A 15,759-nucleotide genomic window follows, 5' to 3' on the forward strand; every position below is an offset into this window, starting at 1 on the left:
AGACACGGGCAGGATTACCCGAAACAGCTACGAGGTCAATTGACGACCGGTACGTTCAGCCGCACCAGTGTCGGTGGATCGTCGCGGTGCGCGGGCCTGGCAGGCTGCAGGCCGACCACACAGGTCAGCGCAAGTCCGGCGCCAGGGAGCCTCGTGGGGCACCCAGGTGGCAATAAAAAATTGTTGACAACGTTGTCGGAGGGTTTTAGTGTGGATTGCGACAACGTTGTCAAAGCAACGGCAACACAACGATAACAGCGCAACCGTCGAAGAGGGATTACCGTGACGACTATAAATTCAAGTATTCGCAAGCTAAGCGGTAACCGGACCGCCTACCTGCACAGTTCTCTTGCCGTCCTGGCGCTGACCGGCGCCGTGGGTGCATTGCAGGTCCAGGCCCAGGACGGGCCGGTCATGGAAGAAGTGGTGGTAACCGGTATTCGCGCCAGCCTCGAGGAGTCACTGGAAACCAAGCGTTACGCTGACTCCGTGGTCGATGCCATTAACGCCCAGGATATCGGCAAGTTCCCCGATAAGAACGTGGCCGACTCCCTGTCGCGCATCACCGGCGTCTCGGTAACCCGCGGTTTCGGTGAAGGCGAAAAAATTGCCGTGCGCGGCACCTCGCCCGACCAGAACCGCACATTGCTCAACGGCGCTGCAGTGGCCTCCGCCGACTGGTTTGTGCTCGACAACCCCTCGCGCGCTTTCAATTACACCCTGCTGCCATCGACTATTGTGTCTTCGCTGGAAGTGTACAAGTCGCCCCAGGCGGATATCCAGGAGGGCTCGCTGGGCGGTACCGTGATGCTGCGCACCCGTCGACCGCTGGATATGGCGGCCAACAGCGGCGTGGTCCAGGTCCAGGGCATGTACTCGGAAAACTCCGGGGAGTGGGATCCCAATCTCTCGGCACTGTATTCATGGAAAAACGAGGCGGAAACCCTGGGCTTCAATGTCTCCCTGACCAAGCAGGACAGGACCCTGGTGCGTGATGGCACCGAGGTGCTGGGCTTTGAAAACCAGGACTTTGGCGCTGGCCCCGTGTGGACCCCGCGGGCCATCGGTGATGCCTACTTCCAGCAGGAGCGTGAGCGTGAGACCGCGCTGCTGACCGGCCAGTGGCGACCCAGCGACGCCGGCGAGCTCACCCTCACCTACCTCAACTCCGACCTCGATGCCGACAACACCAACTACAATCGCTACGAGTGGTTTAACGGCCAGGCTGGGGGCGGGAACATCGATCCCGCCTCTGCCCGCCTGGTTGGCAGCGGTGTGGTCGCCGGCGAGGTGGCCAATAACTACGCTGAATATTATGTCATCGACCGCAGCTCCTACAGTGAGACCGAGTCCCTGGACCTGCAGTACAGCCACAATTTCGAGCACTGGTCCATGGACCTGCGCGTCGGCCAGACCGAAGCGGAAGGCGGCACCGAGAATGACCGCCAGTACGGTTTCGACCGTTTCCTTGAAGGTTCCACCTTCAATGGCCTGAGCCACACCCCGTTGTATGAGGGGCAGGTAGAAAGCACCGAGCAGTTGCTGACCCGCGGCCTGGGCTGGATGATGGAAAACCAGCGCATCATGGATGACGAAGAAACCTACGCCACCGCAGATTTCTATATCCCGGTCGAGCTTGGTGTGTTCAACGGCATCAAGACCGGTGTCAGCTATCGCGACCACGATAAGGGCCAGTACCAGGAAGGCACCCGCTTCCACTGGCTGACCGATGACATGCACTCCGATGACGCCACCAGCTACGGCGGCGGTTCCGATACCTCCGGCTGGAATCGCTGGCTCTACGGTAAGCTGAATGCCGGTACCCTGGCGGACTACGCAGTCAACGAATCCGGCGCTCCCTACCCGCTGATGAACCTGGGCAGGGCGGCATCGGTGATTTTCCCGGCGGAGGCCTACGCCAATGCCGCCACCATCCTGTTCCTGCCTGAGACCTGGGATGTCAACGAGGAGATTCTCGCCGCCTACGGCCAGATGGACTTCGAGGGTGATGGCTTCCGCGGTAACCTCGGCGTGCGCGTGGTGCAGACCGATGTCGCCTCCACCGGTTACAACTGGGACGGCGACTGGCTCGCCGCCAGTATCGATCAACTCGGCGGTTACCAGCTGCTGGTCGATGCCCTCGACCCTCGCGGTGAGTTCAACGTGCGCCAGGAAACGGTAGACCACGATTACACCGAGGTGCTGCCCAACCTGAACGTGGCCTTCGACCTCAACGATGAGATGGTCATGAGGTTCTCGGCGGCGAAAGTGATGGCGCGCCCGGACTTTATCACCATCGCCAACCAGGAATCCGCCAATACCGATACCCGTACCGGTACCCGCGGTAATCCCCAACTGGACCCGGAAACCGCCAACCAGTTCGACCTGGCCTACGAGTGGTATTTCCAGGACCAGGCGCTGCTCGCCCTGACCTACTTCAACAAGGACATCAGCGACACGGTGATTTCCAGCACCTCCACCGAGCGTCGCTTTGACGAGAAGCAGGGCCAGTTCGTCGACGTGCTGTTCGTGCAGCCGGTAAATGGCAAGGGTGCTGAGGTTCAGGGCCTGGAAGTCAGCTACCAGCAGAATTTCGGCAACTTCGGCGTGATTGCCAACTACACCTACACCGATGCCGACAGCAAGGACGAGCGCGACCCGGTGAACAACCCGGGCTCCGGCCTGGTGCGCGGTACCTCCGAGCACATGGCGAACCTGAGCGGCTTTTACGAGAGCGACTGGCTCAGCGCCCGCCTGTCCTACAACTACCGCACCGAGTGGTACGATGGCCTGTCTGAATTCGGCAGCGAAATGTATATCAATGACTACGGTCAGCTGGACGCCAACGTCACTGTCACCGTTTATGACAGCTGGGACATCGTTCTGGAGGGCATCAACATCACCGGTGAAGAGCTTGAGCAGTATCACATCGATAGCGGACGCAGCGCGCGCCGCTATGACAACGGCGCCCGTTACGTGGTGGGTGTCAACTACCGGTTCTGATTGTGTGTCGGGCGTTGCGGTGACGCCCTTTGCAAGTGGGTGAGGAGCTTGCTCTGAATCCCGTTGAAGGTCGATATGTGAGGGTAAACTTGCGTATCGGCCTTTTTTTATGATCCTTTTATAGCGCAATGGACAACGTGGCAATGGATGGGACGGTACTCGCGCCTCTGGACTGGCTGCTCATAGCAGCCTTCCTGGGTTTCTCCCTGCTGGTGGGCTTCCTGGTGAAGGACCAGGCCAGCGAAGGCGGGGTGGAAGGCTTCTTTACCGCCGGCAGGAAGATGAAATGGTGGCTGCTGGGCACCTCGATCGTGGCCACCACCTTCGCCTCGGATACGCCGCTGGCGATTACCGGCTGGATTGCCCGCTACGGTATTGCCGGCAACTGGTTCTGGTGGGGCGGCGTGCTGGGCTCGGTGGCCATGACCGTGTTCTTCGCCCGCAAGTGGCGTAGCTCCGGTGTGGTGACCGATGTCGAACTCACCGAGTTGCGCTATGGCGGGCCGGCGGCGGCCATGCTGCGCTCGGTAAAGGCCTTTATCAACGCCACCCTGGTGAACTGCATCATTCTCGGCTGGGTGTTCGCCGGCATGTCCAAGATATCCGAGTCCTTCATGGACTGGCAGTGGCTGCTCGGCCCCGATGTCTATAGCTGGCTGCTATCGGTTTACCCCCAGGCGCTGTTGTTCGGCAGTTTCGATAACACCCTGACCATTGCCCTGCTGGTGGCGGTGACCCTGGCCTATTCGGCCCTGGGCGGCATGCGCGCGGTCATTATCACCGACCTGGTGCAGTTCGCCCTGGCCATGGTGATGTCGATAACCCTGACCGTGCTGGCGGTTGCCCACCTGGGCGGCCTGGAGTCCATGTGGCAGGGGCTGGCCGAGCTGTACCCCGCCGACGGGTCGGCCACCGATATGGCGGGTAAGGCCTACCTCAGCCACGAACGAATAGCGGCCTTTGCCCCCGAGTTTGGTGAGGGGGTGGTCGGCTCGCTCGGTATTCCCTTTACCGCCTTCGTCCTCACCCTGGGGGTGATGTGGTGGAGCAGCGGCACGGTAGACGGCTCGGGATTCATGGCCCAGCGCCTGTATACCGCCAGCGACGGCGGCGAGGCGGAGAAGGGCGCGCTGTGGTACAGCTTCGCCAACTTCATGCTGCGCTCCTGGCCCTGGGCGATTGCCGGTGTTGCGGCGCTGGTCATTTTCCCGCGGGCGGATGTGGATCTGGCCGCCCGGGAGTTCACCGAGTGCCTGCACCATGAGCAGGCCTGCACGCTGCAGATGCGCCAGTGCCTGGACAACCGCTACCGCTGCGAAATACCCGAGTATGCGCTGCTCTATCGCGACCAGGGGAGCCTGGAAGAGGACGGCCTGGCGGCGCTGCCGACTGCCAGCGGCGACGACAGCTACCAGCAGGTACCGGTGTTCCGCGAGGACCGCGAGCGCGGCTACCCGGCGATGATCAGGGAGCTGCTGCCCGCGGGCCTGATGGGGCTGATGCTGGCCTCGCTGATGGCCGCCTTCATGTCCACCGTGTCCACCCATATTAATTGGGGGGCCTCCTACCTGGCCAATGATTTCTACGCGCGCTTTATCAACCCGCGCGCTTCCGAGGTCCAGCTGACCCGGGTCAGTCGTCTGGCGACGCTGTTGATCGCCCTGATGGCGGTGGTGGTGGCCAGCACCATCGACAACATCGGCTCCATGTGGGAATTGTATGGCGGCATGATGGCCGGCCTGGGCCTGCCACACCTGATGCGCTGGCTGTGGTGGCGCGCCAACGCCTGGACCGAAATCGCCGGCATGCTCACCGGCTTTGCCCTGGCCCTGGCCAATTACGTGGCTGGCCAGCAGGGCTGGCACCCGCCGGGACAGATGTCCATCTTTCCCCTCGCCATGGCCGACCACGCGATTCACGTGATCTGCTGGATATCCCTGTTCGCGGCGCTGGCGTCGGTTGTAGCCACCCTGCTGACTGCCCCCGCGGACCCGGAACTGTTGCGGGAATTTGTCCGCCGCACCCGGCCCATGGGCTTCTGGGGAGATTACAGCCAGGGCGGTTTCGAGCCCGAACGCAACTTTGCGGAGTCACTGCTGTACTTCGCGCTGGCAGGCATCTCGATCTACGCGGGGATGTTCGGCATCGGCTATGCCCTGCGCCTGGAGACCGGCATGGGTCTGGGCCTGATCGCCCTCAGCCTGCTGAGCCTGGTAGTCGTGGTGCGGGGGATGGGGCGCATTGATCGCGCCGGGTGAGGTGGCGCGGAGAGTGCTGCAGCCTGTGTGTGTACAGCGCAGTTAATCAACAGCAAGACCACTCTGGCTGATTGCTGGCCGCCAACCATGGCTGGCACGAGGTCGATGCCCGCTGTACTGGCGCACCTATCTGTGGCGACACCTGTTAGGCCTATTGAGCTTGACAGCCGTACGGGTGAGCGTAGGCCTCAGTTTGAATAACGGGGTGTGCTATGTGGCTGGGTGAGCCGCGTGTAATGGCTTGTAATTGCTCTCCTGAAACCTGTCCCCGAGCATAGTCATCGCTAATCTATTTATAAGGCGATATCATCAATGGGACTTCGATTCGGTATTTCCTTGCTTGCACTCGTTGCGGGCTTCGCGTCTCTCGAGGCTGGCTCCCAGCCAACCGTGATCTCTCCAGCCGATGTGGCGAGGCTACATCAGTATTCCACGGTATCCGATAATTTTGTCGGTAATCCTGCCTACGATTTCGAGCGTCCGATAGAGCTCCTGGTACGCATTAATCACCTCCATACTCCGGATGGCGGCTATGGGCAAATCGTCTTTACGGTGGAACAACTGGGCGAGGGCACGGAAGGGATGTGGCTCGATCCAGAGCAACAGTACATAGCAACCCTTCAGGTGTCGACCAAGGTAAAAGCCAGAGGCCTTCTCAAAAAGGACTTCTCAAACAGTGCACCGGCAGTGTTGCTTGGCTGGCCTGCCACCGATTGGAACCAGACCAACAGCCGATTCCTTGTGGATGAATTGGTCCTCCCCAATAAAAACCAGCGACTGGTATTCCACAGCGAACACCCGTCAATGAAAAAGCACCCCAAAGCAGCCGGCTTCGAGCGCTAACCCACCAACTGCTACACCATTTGTTCTTGATGGAGCCACTTCATGTCGCGCTTGTCCGCTCTTGCCCCCATTGCTGTTCTGTTCATTAGCCTGTCTGGGCTTGCCGCAACACCCCCGCCTCTCAGTAACCCGAATGTGGCGCCTGAACCCGCCGAGGGCGTCGCATACTACGGCTCGCTTGACGGCCAGGCTACCGTGAGCGCCGCTGGTAACGCGGCCTATACCATACCGGTTGAATTGCCGCCGGGTCGACGTGGCCTGACGCCGTCGCTGGCGATCCATTACAACGTAACCGTTCATTCCGGGACGTCATTTCCTGACACCTGATCCCCGGGTACATTTCTCCTCAAACACAGGAGAACCCCGATGATCGAACCCACCAAAGCCGCAGCCGTTCCGTCTCCACAACAGTCCAGGCCAAAGAAACGCATCAACCGCTCCCGGCGCCAGTGGCAGTCACTGCTTGATGATTTCCATCGCAGTGGGCTCACCAAGGTGGCCTTCTGCAAACAGCGTGGCGTGGCCACCAGCAGCCTGAACCGCTGGCAGCGGGTGCTTGAAAAGCCTGAGGGCGGCGATTTCGTTGATGTCACCGAGCCGCTTTCCCGTGCCCCGGCTGCGCCCGCTTCTGGCTGTGATCCTGAGAATGCCTGGCAGGTAGAACTGGCACTGGGTAACGATATCGTGCTGAGAATACGCACGGCCTGATGTTCTTCCCCGAATCCCAGGTTCGTATCTGGCTGTATACGCAGCCCACCGATATGCGCAAATCGTACAATGGCCTCAGTGCCCTGGTGAAGAACCAGCTGAAGGACAACCCCCTCAGCGGCGAGCTGTTCGTCTTCGTCAACCGGCGCCAGAACCAGATGAAGATTCTGTACTTCGACCGCTCCGGCTACTGCATCTGGTCGAAGCGTCTGGAGCAGGGCCAGTTTGTTGTGCGCAATGCTCCCAGCGGCAAGAAGGCACTGAACTGGACCCAGCTGAAGCTGCTGCTCGACGGCATCGAAATCAAAAAATCGCGCCAGTACAAACGATATTCCCACCCCATATAAGGCGAGCTGGGGTAAACTACAGGCCATGTCGCCCGCCGCCTCCAGCCCTGCCAATACCACCGATTCCGCGGCTTTGGTGCAGGCTTTAGCTGCGGAAAACGCCCAGCTGAAGCGCCAGCTCGCCTGGTTCAAGGAGCAGCTGTTTGGCAGCAAATCCGAGAAGCGGGTCATCGACAACCCGGAACAGCCCCTGCTCACCGGCCTAATGGGTGAGCCGGTCAAACCCCTGCCGCCAGGTGAGAAGCAAAAAATCACCTACGAGCGCGGCAAAGCCAAAAAGAACCGGGACGAGGACTGTGTCACCGATAGCGGCCTGCGCTTCAGCCCCGAGGTGCCTGTCAAGACGATTACCCTTGATGCCCCGGAGCTCAGCGGCCCCGATGCGGACCAGTACGAGATCATTGGCTACAAGACCAGCCACCGGCTGGCCCAGCATTACAGCGCCTATGAGGTCTTGCGCTTCCAGCGGCCGGTGCTGAAGCGCAAGGACTCCGGCACGGTCAGCACCACCCCGGCCGCCTTCAATGTGCTGGACAACAGCATCGCCGATGTCAGCTTCCTGGTGGGCATGCTGATCGACAAGTTCCTGTACCACCTGCCGTTGTACCGTCAGCACCAGCGTTTAACCCAAAGTGGCGTTGACCTGAGCCGGGGCACACTGACCAATCTGTGCAAGCGCAGTATCGAATTACTGCGCCCCATCGCCGAGGCCCAACTGGCCCACATCCTGCAGAGCCGGGTGTTATCGATGGATGAAACCCCGATCAAGGCCGGGCCCACCAAGAACAGGAAAGGCAAAGGGGTAATGAAACAGGGTTGGTTCTGGCCCCTGATGGGGGATCAGCGCGAGATCAGCTTTACCTACTCATCGGGTCGGGGCAGAGCCCATATCGAGAGCATCCTGGAGAACCTGTTCACCGGCACTCTGGTTAGCGACGGCTACGCGGCGTACAGCAGCTACGCGGCGAGAAATGAACAGATTACCCACGCCAATTGCTGGGTACACGGCCGGCGCAAGTTTGTCGAAGCTGAGGATGATGAGCCTGAGCTGGTGAAACAAGTGCTCGACAGCATCGGCCATCTGTATCAGGTAGAAACCCGGATCAGGGACGCCAAACTGGCAGGCGAGAAAAAGCGCAGCTTCCGTCTGGAACACAGCAAGCCGGTGGTTGATCAGCTGTTTGCCTGGTTTGACCAGCAGCGGCAGCGGTCTGAGTTGCTGCCCAGCAGCCCCTTCTCCAAGGCCATTGCCTACATGCAGAACCGGGAGTATGCCCTGCGGGTGTTCCTGGAGGACCCGGCGGTGCCGATGGACAACAACCACACGGAGCGCGCCCTGCGGGTGGTACCCATGGGTAGGAAAAACTGGATGTTCTGCTGGACGGAACTGGGTGCGGAGCACGTGGGGATCATCCAGAGCCTGATCGTGACGTGCAAACTGCAGGGCATTGACCCGGCCACCTACCTGGTGGATGTGCTCCAGCGTGTTGCCATCCATCCGGCAAGCAAGGTCGAGGAACTGACACCACGTCTCTGGAAGGACCTGTTTGCCGACAACCCTCTACGTTCGGACCTGACCCATGAGCATTGATATCGACAGCCTGTCCTACGACGAGTTGCTGGCGCTGAACGACCGCATCATCTCCCGCCTGAAACACCTGGATGCGGCGGACACTATCGATGCCATGATGAAGCTGACGCTGGGTAGCAAGGTGTGCTTCGACTCCGGTAAACACGGGATGCAGGTGGGCACCCTGATCAAGTTCAACCAGAAGACGGTGAGTGTGCTGACGGAAGACGGTCGTCGCTGGAAGGTATCGCCGCAGTTCCTGTCGTCAGTCATCGACGAGGCTGGCAGCGCGACGAACGTCATCGATATCCAGAAAAAGAAATAGCCCGGGCTACAGGCTGTCAACTACTGCTCGGAATGAGCGGTTACATTACAACAGCAATGTGCAAAATGGCATGCTGGGAGCAGGCTGGTTCCTGAGTGGCATGAGTAAAATCAACCGCTGCCCCCAGACCCTGGCACAGGAAGGGGTGTCACGCCCGGTACGGTATGACGCGCAGGATGTTTACTGTATGGACGGGCATAAGCTGTTTGCGGTTTCGGGATCCTATGGCGCTAGTGGCACCCAATATCGCACCGAGATTGACCAATTCTCAAATATCCGATCGGAGGGCGCGGGAACAGCAGGTCCTCTCAAGTTTACGGTTAAAACCAAAGATGGCCTGGTCATGGAGTACGGTCACACCTCGAATTCCCGCGTAGAGGGTGAGGGCAGCAGCGTGGTTCGCACTTGGGCACTTAACAAAGTCTCTGACACCGTCGGCAACGCCTACCATCTTTCCTATGTGGAAGACAATGCAAATGGTCGGCACTACATTGACAAGATAACCTACAATGCCTCGGTGTCCATCACCAGCGGCTCAACCGGTAATTACGTACACTGGGGCGCGACTGATACCGAGGTCAAGTTTGTTTATGGCAGTCGAAACGATAATGTGACTCAATTTGAGGCGGGATCCAGGATACAGCGCAACCCGGTCAAACTGACCAATATCCACACAAAGGTGAATGGCACCATTGTGTCGGACTACCGCCTGACGTATGAGCAGGTGGGTGCCGACAAGCGACCCAGGATCACCCAGATGAAGCGGTGTGACTCCGCAGGTACGTGCCAGGCTCCCATCGACCTGGAGTGGTGGCACGATGGAACGACCACGTTCACGACGGCCAACCGCTCTGTGCCGCACTTCGCAGCGAACTCCACAACGTATGGGAGCCATGCCGCGACGATCGGATACGACTATAATGTACCACGCTGGCATGATATGGATGGCGACGGGATTCCCGAATATGTGCACGCCGTCCCCAACTCAAATGGCAGCTATCCGGCCAGCAATCTGTCCTTAAAGGTACGCACATACACCGGAACCAACAGTTTCACAACCAGTACCTGGAACACCGCCCTTGGAGGACACCCGAAAGATTTTCACTGGGTAGATATTGATGGAAATGGCACGACTGATCTCGTAAAAGTTAAAGTCGGTGCCGGCACGATGGAGGCGGCACTCTCCACAGGTAGCGGTTTCACTAGCGGATCATCATACGATACATTTTCTTACCAGGCAGCGAATGACTACAGCCTTGCCGATATGAACGGCGATGGGCTGATTGATTTGGTGAAGTACTTCTTTACCACAATACCTGAACCGGGGTGTCCATATATCAACACGACATGGGAGTCCTTTATGTGCGATCGTATACGAACGCATATAAGGACCACGGTTCACATCAACAAAGGGAATGGCGCTGGGTACGGGAATGGCGGTGGATATCACTATCAGACCGAATGGCTGTCCAATCAGACCGCCAGGACACATGCACTATTCGATGTCACGGGAGATGGGCTTAAGGATTTAATCGTTAATGATCGATACGTTTACGTGAATGATGGAGCCAGGTTTGAGACACCCCGGCGGGACTTTGGCGCGACACCAGGTGGTTACGTTCCAGTAGTCTATGCAGATATTGACGGCGATGGCGTATTAGACCGTAAAGTACTTAGAATCGATGGTTCATGCTGTGACGTTCAGCGAAATACCGGAACAGCTTTCCTTCATTGGTCATCGTCTGACGTTTTCCCAACAAATACGATAGACGACAACCGCGTATGGGATAAAAGTTTGAGAACTGCTCCAGGTAGACTCGTACGATCAACCGGTCCACTGTACGGTACGCCTCCCGTTCCAACTCACTCGAGCACGATGGATGTCGGATTAGCAAGAAATGGGGATGGCGCCACATATGTTGAAGACATTATCATTGATAGCGACGCTCACCTGGGCTCCTTCATGCAGTGGATAGATCTCAATGGCGATGGGCTTAAGGACTTAAGCATTGCAAACAATTCGCAATGTAAAAAGTCAGCTGTTGGTCAGGCACAGAACGGTATTTTCGCGTATAGCTACCAAGACTATTACTACTGTGAAACCAGTACCCACACGCTGCTCACTCAGAACGGTAAACCCGTCAGCCTGCTCAAGAAGATCACGCAAGGTCAAGGATTGGAAACTGTATTCACCTACAAACCGCTGACCAATAGCAGCGTTTATACCAAAGGCAGTTTGGCGAGTTTTCCCGACTTCGACATTCAGGACGCCACCCACGTGGTGTCACGGATGACCCAGTCCAACGGAATCGGTGGTGTTAGCACTGTTAGCACGGTGGACTACACCTATGAGGGCCTGGTGCGGAATGTCCAGGGCCGTGGCGACATGGGGTTTGCAAAAATCATCTCCAGGAACCTGACGAAAGGCATCAAAACCGTCTCAGAGTACGCCCAGCAATTCCCCTATACCAGTCAACCCCTGAAAATCGAGGTGTTCAGAGCCAGTGACAACCGATTATTGGAGAGCACCCAGATTGACTACCTGGTTAGGAACACAGCGATATCGGCAACCAGGTTCCCCTATGTCAGTAGTCGTGTGGAAAAACGCTACGCACTAAATGATGGCCGCCTGCTGTCGACAAGTTCCACCACCAACAGCGCTGTCGATGCTTACGGCAATATTGGTAATACGACAACGATACTGGAGGACCATGAAACTACTTCAACAATTCAGCAGCAGAAGCTGAGCACCTTCACTGTAGACCCCAGTTGGGCAACCTGGCGGGTAGGGCAGGTTAGCTCAGTGACAACGAAAGCCTGGTTGAACGGCGTCAACGACCCGGGCAAGGATCGCCAGGTGGATTACACCTACGATACGACGACCGGGTTCCTGCTGACGGAGACCCGGGAACCTGGCAAGGGTGCCGGTATCGAGCTGACCAAAACCCTGGCTCACGACGCGGTAGGCAATGTGATCTCCGAAACCCTATCGAGTCCGGGCTCAGCGTCACGAACCAGTACCATAGCTTACGATGGCGACCACCGCTTCCCGGCGACCCTGACCAACCCGCTGGGCCATACCGTTGACCAGACCTGGGATGCGGCTTTCGGCAACAAACTGTCCGAGATCGACGTCAATGGCCTTACCACGACATGGAGCTACAATAGTTTCGGGCAGCTTGAGAGCGAAACGCGCCCCGACGGCACCACGACCCAGACCGACCTGTACACCTGCACCTCGGTGGCATGCAGTAACCTCGGCGCAACGTCCTATGTCGAAACACAGGCCTCAGGGCAATCCACGGTGCGTACCTACTATGACGTGTTGGGCCGCCAGGTCCGCATGCGTACACAGGCGCTTGACGGTACCCGCGTCAACCAGGATACCGAGTATGACGCCCAGGGGCGGGCGTTCCGGTCTTCAGAGCCCTACTTTGATGGGGGGGCAGTTACCTGGAACACCAGCACCTACGATTTTCTGGACAGGGTAACGGCCTTCAGCGGGGCCGATCCGGTGGCTTCCAGTACCACCAGTTACGATGGATTCACGGTCTCCGTGACGGATTCTGCCAGCCGCACGGAAACCCGCACACTGAATGCGCTGGGACAGGTAATCGAAGTCCAGGACAAGGCGGGCACCGACACGACCTTCCTGTATGACGCGGTGGGTAATAGCGTCCAGGTCAATAACGCCGTGGGCCTGGGCCAGGCCAGCAGCGTGAGCTATAGCTATGACCGCCTGGGTAACCTGCTGACCCAGAACGACCCCGATCACGGCCTCTATACCTACACCTACGACGCGTTTGGCAACAAACTGACGGAGGCTTCGCCCAAGTTGGCCGCGACAGGCCGCAGTATTAGCTACCAGTATGATCTGCTCAACAGGATGATCAGCCGAACCGAGCCTGAGGGCACCACTACCTGGACCTATGACAGTAGCACAGGCGGTAATCTGGGGGTCGGCAAGCTGGCCAGTGAGTCCATGACCGGTTTCAGTCGTAGTTATGATTATGCCGCGGGCAATTACGGGCGCTTGACAGATACCGATACCACCATAGGAACGGCTGTTTACAGCGTCGCCTACAGCTACGACGGTTTTGGTCGCGTTGCCACCGAGACCTATCCGGCCAGTGTCGCGGAACCCGGTGGCTTGGTGGTGGAATACGAGTACAGTCCGGTGGGAATGCTGGAAGCCGTGCAGAGCCCGGGCGGTGGGACCGTGTACTATCAACTGCTGGATACCGACGCCGCCGGGCGAGTGACTTCGGAGTGGCTGGGCGACGGTTCAACAGTCACCCAGGCGTATGCAGGCCAGTCCAGCCGCATCACCTCCCAGCACAGCGCTATCGGCGTGACGACCCTGCAGGAGTTTGCCTATACCTACGACGGGTCGGGCAACATGCTAAGTCGCAGTGATGTGCGCCAGAGTCTCACAGAGGCCTTTACCTTCGACAATCTGGACCGGATGACCAGTGCGCAAGTGGGCAGCCACCCCATTGTCAACTATGACTTTGATGCGATGGGGTCGATGACCGAGAAGTCAGATATCGGCAACCCTTACCTCTATAACGCCACACCACAGCATGCGGTGAGTGAGATCCTGTCCGGCGGGTCCTCGATCCATACCTTCGGGTACGACGCCAACGGAAACATGGATGTGGTGGACGGGTCGCCCATGATCACCTGGTCGAGCTACAACAAGCCGACCCAGATCAGCTCAGGCGGCATCACCTACGCGTTCGACTACGGCACTGACCGCAAACGCTACCAGAAAACCCGTAATGGCGTAGCCACCCACTACGTGGGCGGCAGTTTCGAAGCCACCGACAGTGCGGGCCAGGGTGCGGACCACTTCCGCCACTATATCCGCGCCAATGGTAAAGTGGTGATGATCCGAGAAGATGACAATGGCACGGTATCAGAGCGCTATGTCCATCGAGATCACCTGGGTAGTGTTACAGCGCTTACTGACGATCTGGGTTCAGTGGTTGAACGGTTCAGTTACGATGCCTGGGGTATGCGCCGCAGAGCGGTGGACTGGGTGTCGGGTGCGACTTCAACGAATGAAATTCGGGGCTACACGGGTCATGAGCATCTGGATGATGTGGGGATTATTCACATGAATGGGCGCATCTACTCCCCAAGCCTGGGTAGGATGCTGAATCCTGACCCCGTTGTCGGTGAGCCCGAAAACGGCCGGAACTACAATCGCTACACATATGTATTCAACAATCCGCTTAAGTACACAGATCCTAGTGGATTCGATAAGTCTAAATCGAAAATCGTTTGTGCGGACAGTTGCGTTAGTAGTTCGGGAGCGGGTGCTGGTCTCGGCATGGAATATGTTCATGTGGTTGCAAGAGATCTGTCTGGTGGAGGCGTTACAGGCAACACTGCTGCGATGTCTTCTGCGATATATGGTCAGGAGGGTTCGCCAGTTGGTGTCACAGGAGATCGGGTTGATATATCAGGTGAGGCATCGCCAGAAACAGATCCCGTGGGTGGAGAAGGTTCGTTTGATTGCTCCCAGGATTCTGGAACTGCCTGCATCACAATTAGAGTAAAGCAGCGTGACACGTATAAGCTGTTTATCCGTGCGCTGAATAGGCTGGCAGATGTTAGTCAAATTGGGGCTGCGGCTGCCGCCACGGTTTGTAGGCAGTGCAGATTCCCTGTATCAGCCGGCGCTTTTATGCTAGGTGTTTCGGTCGCTACTGATGCTATGCAACAAGACACAGATGCGGCCCTAAAGGACGCTATTTCTGGTGGCTTGCCAATGGCTGTCGCTGCTGCTGGAAGCAAAATCCCATACTTTAAGTATCTGCCAGAACCTATTCAAGAACAGATTATTAGTGGAATTACCACTGGATATGGTATTGCGGCACTCTCCATTGAAATCTCTAAAGAGGCCAGCCGTGGAAAAGACTAGCTTTAGTAGATCGTTGTCGTATTTCGCCGCATCCATCGTATGGGCATTCTCTTTAATTTTGCTTCACATTAAGTCTTCTGGCGAATATCCAGCCTCCAGGATGATATATCTCGCTATCGCTTTAGCCTACCTGGTCGCGATATTGCGTGGGTATCTAATGCGTGAGCCATTCTATATTTACATCAAAAAGTTGCAGCATCCAGAAAATAGGACAGAAAGGTCGGTTTGGTTTCTTTTGGCCCTCCTTTTCCTCACCTGGATAGTTTTGACTTGGTAAAACACATAGGACTTCCACCCCAATCTAATCCAATGTGGTCCTCCGATTGAAGTTGTAGCGTAAGGCCTTAAACCTGCAGGCGTGTTCCAACAAGAGAGGAGTCAAGGATGACCCTGCCACGCCGATCCGGTGGCTTCACGGTCTCCGTGACGGATTCAGCCAGCCGCACAGAAACCCGCACTCTGAACGCGCTGGGACAGGTGATTGAAGTCCAGATATGCCGTAACACCATCCGCACAGTAGCCACTTGGATCCGTGTATTTAAGTGGGTTATTAAAGACATAGGTATAGCGATTGTAATTCTGTCCATTTTCCGGTGCTTGGGTAACAGGATCTGGACTCAGCATGCGCCCCAAACTCGGACTATAAACCCGCCCATTCATGTGAATGATACCCACATCATCCAATGGAAGCCTGTAAACCCCCTATGGTAGTCCTTGCATAGATAGTAGATACGACTACCTACAGGCCTATTAGACCCGCGTAAGCCATGTTGCGA

General features: G+C 57.5%; 9 protein-coding genes. 8 read left to right on the forward strand and 1 reads right to left on the reverse strand.

Annotation, left to right across the window (positions count from 1 at the left end; all coding sequences use genetic code 11):
• The first annotated feature begins 282 nt into the window (after positions 1 to 282).
• The 8 genes from DWB85_RS13495 (at position 283) to DWB85_RS13530 (ending at position 14,983) form a co-directional block, all read left to right on the forward strand.
• On the forward strand, positions 283 to 3,003 hold the full coding sequence (locus DWB85_RS13495) for a TonB-dependent receptor (protein WP_133300622.1): 2,721 nt from the start codon (positions 283 to 285) through the stop codon (positions 3,001 to 3,003).
• A 143-nt stretch (positions 3,004 to 3,146) separates the two neighbouring features.
• Positions 3,147 to 5,261: a sodium:solute symporter family protein gene (locus DWB85_RS13500; protein ID WP_162846123.1), complete on the forward strand. Its 2,115-nt coding sequence runs from the start codon at positions 3,147 to 3,149 to the stop codon at positions 5,259 to 5,261.
• Between the two features lie 312 nt (positions 5,262 to 5,573).
• A complete protein-coding gene (locus DWB85_RS13505) occupies positions 5,574 to 6,104 on the forward strand; it encodes a hypothetical protein (protein WP_117955564.1) in 531 nt (176 codons plus the stop codon).
• Between the two features lie 366 nt (positions 6,105 to 6,470).
• Positions 6,471 to 6,812: an IS66 family insertion sequence element accessory protein TnpA gene (gene tnpA, locus DWB85_RS13510; RefSeq protein ID WP_117955566.1), complete on the forward strand. Its 342-nt coding sequence runs from the start codon at positions 6,471 to 6,473 to the stop codon at positions 6,810 to 6,812.
• On the forward strand, positions 6,812 to 7,159 hold the full coding sequence (gene tnpB / locus DWB85_RS13515; protein ID WP_117955568.1) for an IS66 family insertion sequence element accessory protein TnpB: 348 nt from the start codon (positions 6,812 to 6,814) through the stop codon (positions 7,157 to 7,159). The genes tnpA and tnpB overlap by 1 nt, the downstream gene beginning before the upstream one ends.
• The gene (tnpC, locus tag DWB85_RS13520) at positions 7,143 to 8,750 is read left to right on the forward strand and encodes an IS66 family transposase (RefSeq protein WP_476707472.1); all 1,608 of its coding nucleotides are present in this window, start codon (positions 7,143 to 7,145) and stop codon (positions 8,748 to 8,750) included. Before tnpB ends, tnpC begins: the two co-directional genes overlap by 17 nt.
• Positions 8,740 to 9,054, forward strand: coding sequence for a hypothetical protein (locus DWB85_RS13525; RefSeq protein ID WP_117955575.1), 315 nt, complete (start codon positions 8,740 to 8,742; stop codon positions 9,052 to 9,054). The genes tnpC and DWB85_RS13525 overlap by 11 nt, the downstream gene beginning before the upstream one ends.
• Before the next feature lie 13 nt (positions 9,055 to 9,067).
• Positions 9,068 to 14,983: an RHS repeat-associated core domain-containing protein gene (locus DWB85_RS13530; protein WP_275400500.1), complete on the forward strand. Its 5,916-nt coding sequence runs from the start codon at positions 9,068 to 9,070 to the stop codon at positions 14,981 to 14,983.
• A gap of 432 nt (positions 14,984 to 15,415) precedes the next feature.
• Here DWB85_RS13530 and DWB85_RS19975 read toward each other — a convergent pair whose 3' ends face one another.
• Positions 15,416 to 15,658: an RHS repeat-associated core domain-containing protein gene (locus tag DWB85_RS19975; RefSeq protein WP_420820274.1), complete on the reverse strand. Its 243-nt coding sequence runs from the start codon at positions 15,656 to 15,658 to the stop codon at positions 15,416 to 15,418.
• Between the last annotated feature and the right edge of the window lie 101 nt (positions 15,659 to 15,759).

The sequence above is a fragment of the Seongchinamella sediminis genome (assembly GCF_003457605.1).
Lineage (GTDB): Bacteria > Pseudomonadota > Gammaproteobacteria > Pseudomonadales > Halieaceae > Halioglobus > Halioglobus sediminis.

Excerpts from the sequence above, each read along its gene's own strand:
- DWB85_RS13500 (WP_162846123.1), top strand. The coding sequence starts at position 3,147 with ATGGATGGGACGGTACTCGCGCCTCTGGACTGGCTGCTCATAGCAGCC.
- DWB85_RS13505 (WP_117955564.1), top strand. The coding sequence starts at position 5,574 with ATGGGACTTCGATTCGGTATTTCCTTGCTTGCACTCGTTGCGGGCTTC.
- tnpA (WP_117955566.1), top strand. The coding sequence starts at position 6,471 with ATGATCGAACCCACCAAAGCCGCAGCCGTTCCGTCTCCACAACAGTCC.
- tnpB (WP_117955568.1), top strand. The coding sequence starts at position 6,812 with ATGTTCTTCCCCGAATCCCAGGTTCGTATCTGGCTGTATACGCAGCCC.
- DWB85_RS13525 (WP_117955575.1), top strand. The coding sequence starts at position 8,740 with ATGAGCATTGATATCGACAGCCTGTCCTACGACGAGTTGCTGGCGCTG.